Annotated in this window: 11 protein-coding genes; 10 read left to right on the top strand and 1 reads right to left on the bottom strand. The window is 63.9% G+C overall.

From position 1 onward, the window contains the following. Positions 1-286: 286 nt before the first annotated feature. From mnmG to EN925_RS07035, 6 genes are all read left to right on the top strand, one after another. Entirely contained in the window at positions 287-2167 is a 1881-nt protein-coding gene (mnmG, locus tag EN925_RS07060) for a tRNA uridine-5-carboxymethylaminomethyl(34) synthesis enzyme MnmG (protein WP_127385367.1), read from the top strand. Continuing rightward, entirely contained in the window at positions 2164-2796 is a 633-nt protein-coding gene (gene rsmG, locus EN925_RS07055) for a 16S rRNA (guanine(527)-N(7))-methyltransferase RsmG (protein WP_024504087.1), read from the top strand. The genes mnmG and rsmG overlap by 4 nt, the downstream gene beginning before the upstream one ends. A gap of 52 nt (positions 2797-2848) precedes the next feature. Next, entirely contained in the window at positions 2849-3649 is an 801-nt protein-coding gene (locus tag EN925_RS07050) for a ParA family protein (RefSeq protein WP_013528736.1), read from the top strand. A gap of 63 nt (positions 3650-3712) precedes the next feature. Continuing rightward, positions 3713-4603: a ParB/RepB/Spo0J family partition protein gene (locus EN925_RS07045; protein WP_013528737.1), complete on the top strand. Its 891-nt coding sequence runs from the start codon at positions 3713-3715 to the stop codon at positions 4601-4603. 511 nt (positions 4604-5114) lie between these two features. Next, positions 5115-5741 (top strand): DUF1326 domain-containing protein, encoded by a 627-nt coding sequence (locus tag EN925_RS07040; protein WP_127369069.1) that lies wholly within the window; start codon positions 5115-5117, stop codon positions 5739-5741. Between the two features lie 33 nt (positions 5742-5774). Next, complete coding sequence (locus EN925_RS07035; protein ID WP_127369068.1) at positions 5775-6563, top strand: DUF2182 domain-containing protein; 789 nt, start codon at positions 5775-5777, stop codon at positions 6561-6563. Between the two features lie 45 nt (positions 6564-6608). On the opposite strand, the gene holA is transcribed toward EN925_RS07035, so the two are convergent. Then, positions 6609-7652 carry a DNA polymerase III subunit delta gene (gene holA / locus EN925_RS07030; RefSeq protein WP_013528740.1) on the bottom strand — a complete coding sequence of 348 codons (1044 nt, stop codon included), beginning with the start codon at positions 7650-7652 and terminating at the stop codon, positions 6609-6611. 351 nt (positions 7653-8003) lie between these two features. Here holA and EN925_RS07025 point away from each other — a divergent pair, with 351 nt between their 5' ends. The 4 genes from EN925_RS07025 to EN925_RS07010 form a co-directional block, all read left to right on the top strand. Beyond that, complete coding sequence (locus EN925_RS07025) at positions 8004-9236, top strand: 3-methyl-2-oxobutanoate dehydrogenase (2-methylpropanoyl-transferring) subunit alpha (RefSeq protein WP_127368960.1); 1233 nt, start codon at positions 8004-8006, stop codon at positions 9234-9236. Between the two features lie 3 nt (positions 9237-9239). Then, positions 9240-10253, top strand: a complete 1014-nt coding sequence (locus EN925_RS07020; protein WP_013528742.1) for an alpha-ketoacid dehydrogenase subunit beta — start codon at positions 9240-9242, stop codon at positions 10251-10253. A 1-nt stretch (position 10254) separates the two neighbouring features. Beyond that, positions 10255-11571 carry a dihydrolipoamide acetyltransferase family protein gene (locus tag EN925_RS07015; protein ID WP_127384850.1) on the top strand — a complete coding sequence of 439 codons (1317 nt, stop codon included), beginning with the start codon at positions 10255-10257 and terminating at the stop codon, positions 11569-11571. Between the two features lie 201 nt (positions 11572-11772). Then, positions 11773-11999, top strand: a 227-nt coding sequence (locus EN925_RS07010) for an FAD-dependent oxidoreductase (RefSeq protein WP_128336426.1), incomplete at its 3' end; no start/stop codon positions are given.

The following is an 11999-nucleotide window of genomic DNA, read 5'->3' as shown; positions in this document are numbered from 1 at the left end:
GGTCGCTGCGGCGTGAGCTGCCTTTAGATCGTATGTTGCTTTGCCGCATGCCTTCGTGATTTTCGACGAACCCCGAAGGCGGGGAGGCTTCATCTGGGCCACCACCGCGCTGCGCCGCCTGCATGACTCACGCGAAACGTGTCAGGCGGCCCCGATGACTCACGTGAAACACTGAGCTAACTGGCGGCGCGGCTGTTTCACGTGAAACTTGTCGCGGAGTTTTCTTGACAGCGTCGCTCCGCAGGGACATGTGTCCCTCATTCTTCTGAGTCCAGGACGTTTGGAAATGACCAATCGCTATGATGTGGTTGTGGTGGGCGGCGGCCACGCGGGTTGCGAGGCGGCCAGCGCTGCCGCGCGCGCCGGTGCCAGGACCGCCTTGGTGACGCTGCGTTTCGACACGATCGGCGTGATGTCGTGCAACCCGGCGATCGGCGGGCTCGGCAAGGGCCACCTGGTGCGCGAGATCGATGCCATGGACGGCCTCATGGGCCGCGTGGCGGATGCGGCCGGCATACAGTTCCGCCTGCTCAACCGCCGCAAAGGCCCTGCGGTGCGCGGCCCGCGTACGCAGGCCGACAGAAAGCTCTATCGCCTTGCCATGCAGGAAGCGATTCGGCAGCAGAACGATCTCGACGTGGTCGAAGGCGAGGTTCTGGACTTCGAGATCGCCGACGGGCAGATCACGGCGGTTCTCCTAGCCGACGGCCGGCGCCTGGTCTGTGGCGCGGTCGTCCTGACGACCGGAACTTTTCTGCGCGGGCTTATCCATATCGGCGAGAAGAAGATCGTCGCCGGCCGCATGAACGAGCAGGCGAGCCTCGGCCTGTCGGCAACGATGGACCGCGCCGGCTTCAAGCTTGGACGGCTGAAGACCGGGACGCCGCCGCGGCTCGATGGCCGGACCATCGACTGGGCGTCGCTGGAAAGCCAGGCGGCGGATGCGGATCCGGTGCCGTTCTCGCTGATGACCGACCGTATCACCACGCCGCAGATCGATTGCGGCATTACGCGGACGACGACCGCGACGCATGAGTTGATACGCGCCAATCTCGGTCGCTCGGCCATGTATTCCGGATCGATCGAAGGCGTTGGGCCGCGCTATTGCCCGTCGATCGAGGACAAGATCGTCAAGTTCGGGGACAGGGACGGGCACCAGATTTTTCTGGAGCCGGAAGGCCTGGACGACGACACCGTCTACCCCAATGGCATTTCGACCTCACTGCCCGAGGATGTGCAGCTCGACATCTTGAAAACCATTCCGGGGCTGGAGCGGGCCGTCATGCTGCAGCCCGGCTATGCCATTGAATATGATCATGTCGATCCGCGCGAACTGCATCAGACGCTGGAGACGAAGCGCGTTAGTGGCCTGTTCCTCGCCGGGCAAATCAACGGCACGACCGGCTATGAAGAAGCGGCCGGGCAAGGCTTGCTTGCCGGCCTCAATGCGGCGCGGCGGGCGGCGGGCAGCGAGCAGATCGTGCTCAGCCGCACCGAGGCCTATATCGGCGTCATGGTCGATGATTTGACCAGCCGGGGCATTGCGGAGCCCTACCGGATGTTCACCTCGCGGGCCGAATTCAGGCTGTCGTTGCGTGCCGACAATGCCGATGAGCGGTTGACGCCGCTGGCGGCCAGGCTGGGCATCGCCTCGGCGCAGCGGATGCAGCGCTACGGGGATGTCATGCAAAGTCTGGATGAGGCTCGGGAGCTGGCGAAGTTGCTCACAATGACGCCCAACGAGGCGGCGCGTCATGGGCTGGAAATCAACCGGGACGGCGTGCGCCGGTCCGGTTATGAATTGCTGTCCTATCCCGACGTCGACTTGGCCCGGTTGGGACGTATCGATTCGCGATTCGCGGCAATCGACGGCAAAACGGCGGAGCGCCTCGAAACAGAGGCGAAATATTCGGTCTATCTCGATCGCCAGAAGACGGATGTCGCGCAGATCCGGCATGAAGAGAGCCGGCTGATCCCCGAGACGGTCGATTTCGCCGGAGTGCCGGGTCTGTCGAACGAGTTGAAGCAGAAGATGCAGGCGCGGCGGCCGCGCTCCATCGCCGATGCCCAGCGCATGGAAGGCATGACGCCGGCGGCGCTGGCGATCATTGTCGCGCATGTCCGTCACGCGGAGAGCGCCCAGCGCCTGCAAAAGGATGTTGCGTGAGTTCTATGACCCTAGCGAGCCTGCAGGACACGGCAGGCCCGGTTTCACGTGAAACATTCGATCGGCTGGTGGCGTTCGAGCAGATGTTCCAGAAGTGGAATCGCAGCATCAATCTGGTGGCGCAATCGACCTCGGGCGACGTCTGGCAGCGTCATATATTGGACAGCGCCCAGCTCGCGCGCATAGAGCCTGCCGCCACACGCTGGGTGGATATCGGCTCGGGCGGCGGATTTCCGGGCCTTGTCATGGCTTTCCTGCTGGCCGAGCGCGACGGCGCCAGCATCGATCTGATTGAAAGCAATCGCAAAAAAGCATCCTTCCTGCAGACCGTCGTCGGGCAGTTCAGCCTGCCGGCGCGGGTGGTGGCGCGCCGCATCGACGACAGTCATGCGCTTGTTTCGACGCCGCAGATCGTCACGGCGCGGGCGCTGGCTCCGCTTTCGACGTTGCTGGACCTGTCGGCGCCCTGGCTGATTTCAGGCGCGCGCGGCCTGTTCCACAAAGGCCGGGATTACCGCACCGAAGTGCAAGAAAGCGTTCACCGATGGTCCTTCGATCTGGTAGAACATCCCAGTGTGACCGACGCTGGCGGCGTCATCCTGGAATTGTCCAACCTGCGACCTGTCTGATCCGTCACTGACAGGCGATTTGGCGCCCAAAATGAATTTCTGGCATAAACCCATGATGAAGAATGGCCCCCGAATCATCACCGTAGCCAACCAGAAAGGCGGCGTCGGCAAGACAACCACCGCCATCAATCTGGCGACCGCGCTGGCCGCGATCGGCGAAAAGGTGCTGATCGTCGATCTCGATCCGCAGGGAAATGCCAGCACCGGTCTCGGCATCGACCGCAAGGATCGGACGGTGTCCTCCTATGACGTGCTGACCGGCGAGCTGGAGCTGGAGGCCGCGGCCATCCCGACGGCGGTGCCCGGCCTGTCGATCGTGCCGTCGACGCTCGACCTGCTCGGCATTGAAATGGAGATCGCCTCCGCGCCCGACCGGGTGCTCAAGTTGCGTAATGCGCTGCGCGCCGCGACCGAGCGCGGCGCACCTTTCGGCTATGTGCTGATCGACTGCCCGCCCTCGCTCAACCTTTTGACTTTGAATTCAATGGCTGCGGCCGATTCTGTTCTTGTGCCGCTGCAATGCGAGTTCTTCGCGCTCGAAGGTCTCAGCCAGTTGCTGGAGACGGTCGAGCAGGTGCGCCGCTCGATCAATCCGGATCTCACCATCCAGGGCATCGTGCTGACCATGTATGACGGCCGCAACAATCTCGCCAACCAGGTGGTGCAGGATGTGCGGGCGCATATGGGCGACAAGGTCTACGAGACCGTCATCCCGCGCAATGTGCGGGTGTCCGAGGCGCCGTCCTACGGCAAGCCGGCGATCCTTTACGATCTGAAATGCTCGGGCAGTCAGGCCTATCTGCAACTGGCGTCGGAAGTGATCCGCCGCGAGCGCAAGTTACGCGCCGCTTGATTAGACTCCCTGCAATTTAAAGAGCCGATTCGATACCGAAACGATCTGCAACCTGGAATAAAGATGAGCGAAGACCTTTCGAGAAAGAGACTGGGGCGTGGGCTGGCGGCGCTGATCGGCGAGATCGATCGCCCAGCTGCGCCTGAAAAACCAGGCATGAGCGCCGACGGCAAGGTGCCGATCGAGTTCCTGACCCCCAATCCGAAGAATCCGCGGCGGCATTTCGGCGACGCCGAGCTGACCGACCTTGCCCAGTCGATCCGCGAACACGGCGTCGTCCAGCCGGTGGTGGCGCGTCCTTCGCCGGCACAGGCCGGCCGTTACGAGATCATCGCCGGCGAGCGGCGCTGGCGGGCGGCGCAGCGCGCCGGGCTTTCCGAGATCCCGGTCATCATCCGCGAGGTCAACGACCGCACCGCGCTCGAGCTGGCGATCATCGAAAACGTCCAGCGCACCGACCTCAATGCGGTCGAGGAAGCACTTGGCTACCAGCAGCTGATCGATGAGCACGGCTACACCCAGGCCGATCTCGGCCAGGTGATCGGCAAAAGCCGCAGCCATGTCGCCAACACGCTCAGGCTCCTGAAGCTGCCGGACGTGATCCGCGACATGCTGGTCGACGGCGCGCTGTCGGCGGGCCATGCCCGTACGCTGGTGACGGCGGAAGATCCGGCCGGCCTTGCCAAGCGTATCGTCGAAGAGGGCCTTTCGGTACGCCAGGCCGAAGCGCTGGCCCAGATACCGGCCGGCACCAGCAGCACCAAGGAAGCCAAGCCGGCGCCAAGTCCGGAGCAAAAGGACGCCGATACGCTGGCGCTGGAAAAGCTGTTGACCGATACGATCGGCATGATTGTGTCAGTGGATCACAAGGGCAAGGGCGGCACTTTGCGGGTTTCATACCGGTCGCTGGAGCAGCTTGATGAGCTGTGCAGAAGGCTGAAGCAGGAGCGTTAGTTAGCCGGCGAAGTATATTGAGACCGGAGATTGCGCATGTGGAAAGGGGCTGGCCGTTTGGCCGGCCTTTTCCTTTTGGGGCGCTGGTGATTGGCGAAATCGGTGACGCCGCGAATCTCCCTCCTTGAGGGGAAATGGCCGGCAGGCCAGAGGGGTCGCCCCACATCAAGCGCCGGGCCCCTGCGGGAACGAAGAAGAGGTCAGCGCCCCACGCGCGGCGGCCCCCTCTGTCGCCTTCGGCGACATCTCCCCCTCGAGGGGGAGATCAGGCTCGCTCCCCAGCCTCGCGCTCTCAACCGCGATCCCAAGCAGCGCCTGCCGCCAGCCCTGCCGCTCGCGGCTTGACAGTGCCAGGCAACGGCGTAACCTATATTAGATATGGCTTAAATTATGGGCCCTAGCGTGCCGGTCAGTCGAGGCGGGGGCTATTTGCCGTTCCTACACAGTCGTGAAATGGCACCGCCCCGCCAATGCGATATGCCGACGCGCCTGACGCAAGTGGGAGGTGCAAATGGCAGTCCGTTGGCAATTGTCCGGAAGTTACTTCGAAAATTGTAGCTGCGATGTCGTATGTCCTTGTCTGCTGTCCACCAACGCGCAGCTGACATCGAAGCCGACGAAAGGTGTTTGCGACGTCGGTTTGGTCTTTCATATCAATACGGGCAACTACGGCGACGTTCGATTGGATGGGCTCAGTGTCGCGATGGTCGCTCACACGCCGGGTCCTATGGCAAACGGCAATTGGACGGCCGCCGCCTATATCGACGAACGGGCCGATGACAGGCAAACAGAGGCGCTAGGTGCCATCTTCACCGGCGCTGCGGGCGGCCCTATGGCGGTGCTGGCACCCATGATTGGCACGAATCTTGGCGCCAAGAAGGTGCCGATAAGCTACCGGATAGACGGCAAGAAGCGGTCGGCGGAGATTGTGGGCGTCATGCAGATGGCGGTCGAGCCGCTGCCGACAATGCGCGAGGACGGGCAGATGTGGGCGGCCACCGGCCATCCTGTCAATCCCGATTGGCTCGCCCTGGCGATGGGGGCGGAAGGCAGTACATTCAGCGATCATGGCATGAGCTGGGACAATTCCCGCCGAAACGGACATTACGCCCCGATCAATTGGTCTGGGCAGCAGTAGCCGTTGGCAGCGTAGCACGGAACGACCTCGTCCATGGCCCCGACGTTGCAGCGATACATCATTCTCGCGCTGCTGATCGCTATCGCTGCGGCGGCGTGGACCCTGCTTGTCTGGCAGCAGATGGCCATGGACGCGGACATGCGCATGGAAATGTACGCACTCACCATGGGTATGAAGGCGCCGCTGTTTCTTGCCATCTGGATGATCATGATGATTGCCATGATGTTTCCGACGGCCGCGCCCATGATCCTGACGTTTCACCAGGTCCAGGCCGGCAAACAGAGCCGGGGCGAGACCTTTGTCTCGAGCTGGGTGTTCGTGGCCGGGTATATGCTGGTTTGGGGCGTGATGGGCTTTATCGCCTTTGCCGGTGCGGCGGGTGCGGAGATGCTTGCCGGGCATGTGGGATTGTCCGCTGCGACGGCCGCGCGTATCGGCGGCGCGCTGCTGATGATTGGGGGCGCCTATCAACTCTCCCTACTGAAAGATCTGTGTCTGGCCAAATGCCGCACGCCGATTGGCTTCATCCTGACCTCATGGCGCGATGGTTATTGGGGTGCGGTTCGCATGGGCCTGGAGCATGGACTTTTTTGCCTGGGCTGCTGCTGGCTTTTGTTTCTCGCCCTCTTTCCTCTCGGGATCATGAACGTCGCCGCAATGGCCGTGGTCACCTTGCTGATCTTTGCGGAAAAGACCCTCCCGTCCGGAGGTGGGATCGCAAAGGTGTCGGGTATCGCTCTGCTTCTTTACGGCGCGGCGGTGCTGGTCTTTCCACAGGCGCTGCCAACCTTCCAGCAGGTGGGCGCCATGACAATGAATTGACCGATGGAGGCAGCGCTCGGCGCCGAGAAGAGGAGGATCGCTCTCCTACCGCTGCGCCAACCTGCTGCTCTCCACCGCAATGCCAAGCAGCGCCTGTCTTGCCAGCGCGACGGAAAGATCCGGCCGCCGCCTGGTCTGCAGCACCGCCGTCTGCAGCCGGGTCAGTGCGCGGCCGAGCGCTTCGGTGCTCCAGCGTTCCAGCGCTTTCTCCACCAGCTTGCGCCTGGAGAAAAACACCGGCGGGCGGGCGGCGGCAACGACCGAGGCGGCGTTGCGGTTGCCGGACTCCATCTGGCCGCGCATGATTTGGATCTGCTGCAACTGCCGCATTGCCGAGGACAGCACCAGGAAAGGCTGGCCGCCGGACTGGCAATGGCGGGTGAAGGCGGTGTCGAAGTCGCCGATCTTGCCTTCGAGAAGCGCGTCGACCGCGTCGTCGAAAGACGCGCCGGAGACATCACCTGACATCGCTTTGACCTCCTCCAGGCCGATCTCGGTCTGGCCATGGGCGTAGAGCACAAGCTTCTCGATCTCACCGCGCGAGGCCAGCCGGTCGCCGCCGAGATTGCGGCGCAGCGCCTGTCTCGCCTCCATGGTCATCGACATGCCGGCCCTGCCCAGTTCGCCGTCGATGACGGTGTCGATGTCGCGGGCTTCATCGGCATAGCAAGGCAGGGCCATGGCATTGTCGGCCGCCTCGACGATGGCGCGCAGGCCGACACCCTTCTTGAGGTCGCCGGCCTCGATGAGAATGATCGCATCGCGCGCGGGTTCGGCCGTCAGCGCCTTGACGTCGTCGGCCAATGCCTTCTGGCCGCTGGCATTGCGCACCCACAGCAGGCGCCGGTCGGAAAACATCGGCACGGTGCGGGCCTCGTCGAGCAGCCGGCCCTCGTCGCGGTCGACCTCCGACCCCTCCAGCCTGACCACCGAGAAGGGATCGTCGAGCGGCAGGCCGGTCTTGCCGGCAAAGGCCTTTGCTCGCTCGGAGACAAGGCCGCGATCGGGGCCGTAAAGCAGGACAATGGAGATCCGCTGGTCCGGCTTCGCGAGCCAGCCATCGACCTCATATGCTTTCTTCTGTGCCATGGCGGGCTGGTTAGCATGATGTGGGGGCGGCATCCAGCTTGGGCGAACCGTCGACCCCCACTCCCTCGAGCTTCGCTCGACACCTCTCCCCCGATCGACGGGGGAGAGGAAGGGCGCGAGTTCGTCGACCAATCACCTTATCTGCCGGCAAACCTCGCCCAACCTTCTCTCTAATTGCGCGCCACCGCCCAACATCGACAAGAAATTTCGCGGACATATCTTCATCTTGGGTGCGGGAGGCTGGATCGGCCGGCGCGGCCGGGACCGACGTCCGCAGGCTACCCGACAAATTCGCACTGGCGGCGCAGATATGCAAATATCTGTTCCAGGCAACATTGGAGGACAAAGGTCATGGCCGATGCTGGGATGTTGCGGTTTCATGTTCCGGAACCGGAAGTGCGGCCGGGCGGAACGCCTGACTTTTCCAACGTGCCGATCCCCAAGGCCGGCTCGGTGCCGCGCCCGGAGATCGATGTCGATCCGCGCACCATCCGCGATCATGCCTTCTCGATCATCCGCGTGCTGAACCGCACGGGCGAGGCCGTCGGCCCGTGGGCCGGCCTGCTGTCCAGCGACGAGCTTCTCACCGGCCTGCGCCACATGATGACGCTGCGGACCTTCGATGCGCGCATGCAGATGGCGCAGCGGCAGGGCAAGACCTCGTTCTACATGCAGCATCTGGGCGAAGAGGCTGTGGCTTGCGCCTTCCGCAAGGCACTGGCGCCGGGCGACATGAACTTTCCGACCTATCGCCAGGCCGGGCTGCTGATTGCCGATGGCTACCCGATGGTCACGATGATGAACCAGATCTATTCCAACGAAGCCGACCCGCTGAAGGGCCGGCAATTGCCGGTCATGTATTCGTCGAAGGAGCACGGCTTCTTCTCGATCTCCGGCAATCTGGCGACGCAGTACATCCAGGCGGTCGGCTGGGCGATGGCCTCGGCGATATCGAACGATTCGCGCGTCGCAGCCGCGTGGATCGGCGACGGCTCGACGGCCGAGTCCGATTTCCACTCGGCGCTGGTGTTCGCCTCCACCTACAAGGCGCCGGTCGTGCTCAATGTCGTCAACAACCAGTGGGCGATCTCGACCTTTCAAGGCATCGCGCGCGGCGGTTCGGGCACGTTCGCGGCGAGGGGCCTCGGCTTCGGCATCCCGTCGCTGCGCGTCGACGGCAACGACTACCTCGCCGTCCACGCCGTGGCCAAATGGGCGGCGGAGCGGGCGCGCAGCAATCTCGGGCCGACGCTGGTCGAATATGTCACCTACCGTGCCGGCGCACATTCGAGCTCGGACGACCCGTCCGCCTACCGGCCGAAGACTGAATCCGACGCTTGGCCGCTCGGCGACCCGATCGTGCGGCTGAAGAACCATCTCATCGCGCTCGGTGTCTGGTCGGACGAGCGTCACGCGCAGGCCGAGGCGGAAATCCTCGACACGGTTATCGCGGCGCAGAAGGAAGCCGAAGGCCACGGCACGCTGCATGCCGGCGGCAAGCCGTCGACGCGCGACATGTTCGAAGGGCTCTACGCCGAAATGCCGCCGCATCTCAGACGCCAGCGCCAACAGGCGGGAGTCTGAGCCATGCCGAGACGGACCATGATCGAGGCCATTCGCGATGCCATGGATGTGTCGATGGGGCGCGACGAGAAAGTCGTCGTGTTCGGCGAGGACGTCGGCTTCTTCGGTGGCGTCTTCCGCTGCACGCAGGGCTTGCAGGCCAAATACGGCAAGAGCCGCTGCTTCGATGCGCCGATCAACGAATCCGGCATTGTCGGCTCGGCCATCGGCATGGCCGCCTATGGCTTGAAGCCGTGCGTGGAAATTCAGTTTGCCGACTACATGTACCCGGCCTACGACCAGCTGACCCAGGAAGCGGCACGGCTGCGCTACCGCTCCAACGGCGATTTCACCTGCCCGATCGTGGTGCGCATGCCGACCGGCGGCGGCATTTTTGGCGGCCAGACGCACAGCCAGAGCCCTGAGGCGCTGTTCACCCATGTGTCGGGGCTGAAGACGGTGGTACCGTCCAACCCGCACGACGCCAAGGGGCTTTTGATCGCGGCGATCGAGGATCCGGATCCGGTGATCTTCCTCGAGCCGAAGCGGCTCTACAACGGTCCGTTCGATGGTCATCACGACCGGCCGGTGACACCCTGGTCGAAGCATGAGCTGGGCGAGGTGGCCGACGGCCACTACACGGTGCCGCTCGGCAAGGCGGCGATCCGCAGGGCAGGCTCGGCCCTCACCGTGCTCGCCTACGGCACCATGGTCTATGTCGCGCAGGCGGCTGTCGAAGAAACAGGCATCGATGCCGAGATCATCGACCTCAGGACCCTGCTGCCGCTCGATCTCGATACGATCGTCGCCTCGGTGAAAAAGACCGGGCGCTGCGTCATCGTGCATGAGGCGACGCTGACCTCGGGCTTCGGCGCCGAGCTGTCGGCGCTGGTGCAGGAAAACTGTTTCTATCACCTCGAAGCGCCGGTTGCTCGCGTTGCCGGCTGGGACACGCCCTATCCGCATGCGCAGGAGTGGGATTATTTTCCCGGTCCCGCCCGCGTTGGCCGTGCCTTGCTTGAAACCATGGGAGCCTGAGATGGGCGAACACATCATCAAGCTGCCCGATGTCGGCGAAGGCGTCGCCGAGGCCGAGTTGGTCGAATGGCACGTCAAGGTCGGCGATATCGTCCGCGAGGACACTGTGCTCGCCGCCGTCATGACCGACAAGGCGACGGTTGAAATCCCGTCGCCGGTCGATGGCGAGATCCTGTGGCTGGGCGCCGAGATCGGCGACACGGTGGCCATCGGCTCGCCCATCGTGCGGCTGAAGGTGGCGGGCGAGGGCAACGCCAAGCCGCAAGGCGCCGAAGCGGAAGCGGTGTCCGCTGAGCCTCCGGCAAAACTTCCGACGCCGAAGCCCGAGGCTGCTGCGCCGGTCGTGAAGGCATCACCAAAGAGCGACGAGCCCAAGGCGAAACCGGCAGCCTCACAGAAAAGCACGGCGCAGCCTTCCGTCCCCGGCGCGCCGCGGCCTGAAGGCGAAAGACCGCTGGCGTCGCCGGCCGTTCGTCTGCGGGCAAAAGAAGCCGGCATCGATCTCAGGCAGGTTGCCGGATCCGGTCCGGCCGGTCGCATCGGCCATGAGGACATCGAAGCGTTCCTGGCGCGCGGGCCGCAGGTCGCAAAGGCATCCGGCCTCGCCCGCAACGATGCTGTGCAGGATATCAAGGTGGTCGGCTTGCGGCGCAAGATCGCCGAGAAGATGTCGCTGTCCAAATCGCGCATTCCGCACATCACCTATGTCGAGGAGATCGACGTCACCGCACTGGAGGAATTGCGCGCGGCGCTCAACAAGGAGAAGCGTCCTGGCGTGGAGCGGCCGAAACTGACGCTGCTGCCGTTCCTGATGCGGGCGATGGTCAAGGCGATCGCGGACCAGCCCAATCTCAATTCCCTGTTCGACGACGAGGCCGGCATCGTCCATCAGCATGGCGGCATCCATATCGGCATCGCCGCACAGACGCCGTCGGGGCTGGTGGTTCCGGTGGTCAGGCACGCTGAGGCGCGCGACATCTGGGATTGCGGCGCCGAGGTCATCAGGCTGGCCGAGGCGGCCAAGTCCGGCACGGCAACACGCGACGAGCTGTCCGGCTCGACCATCACCATCACCTCGCTCGGCGCCATGGGCGGCGTGGCGACGACGCCGGTCATCAACCATCCTGAAGTGGCGATCGTCGGCGTCAACAAGATGATGGTGCGGCCGGTGTGGGACGGCACCCAGTTCATGCCGCGCAAGATGATGAACCTGTCGTCGAGCTTCGACCATCGGGTGATCGATGGGTGGGATGCGGCGGTGTTCATCCAGCGGATCAAGACGCTGCTGGAAACGCCGGCGCTGATTTTCGTGGATTGAGGGGATGAGAACGGTCGCAAGGGCCCCCTCACCCGGATTGCCAAAACCGAATTGCGAAGGGCAATTCGGGGCAATCCGACCTTTCCCCGAGGGGAGAGGAGGTCGCCGGCGTCTGTGCTCGCCTCTTCTCCCCACCGGGGAGAAGGTGGCCGCGAGGCGGCCGGATGAGGGGGCCTTCGCCACCAGAAAGAGCGTGCCATCATGAAAGAAATCTCCTGCAAGCTGCTCGTCATCGGCGCCGGGCCCGGCGGCTATGTCTGCGCTATTCGGGCCGGACAGCTCGGCGTCGATACGGTGATCGTCGAGGCCGGCAAGCCGGGCGGCACCTGCCTCAATGTCGGCTGCATCCCGTCCAAGGCGCTGATCCATGCGGCGGAGGAGTTCGAGAAGGTGTCGCACATGGCGGGCGGCAAGAGCCCGCTCGGCAT

The sequence above is a fragment of the Mesorhizobium sp. M7A.F.Ca.US.006.04.2.1 genome (genome assembly GCF_004022915.1).
In the GTDB taxonomy this organism is placed as follows: Bacteria; Pseudomonadota; Alphaproteobacteria; order Rhizobiales; family Rhizobiaceae; genus Mesorhizobium; species Mesorhizobium ciceri.
This window is presented reverse-complemented; position numbering and strand designations above follow the sequence as displayed.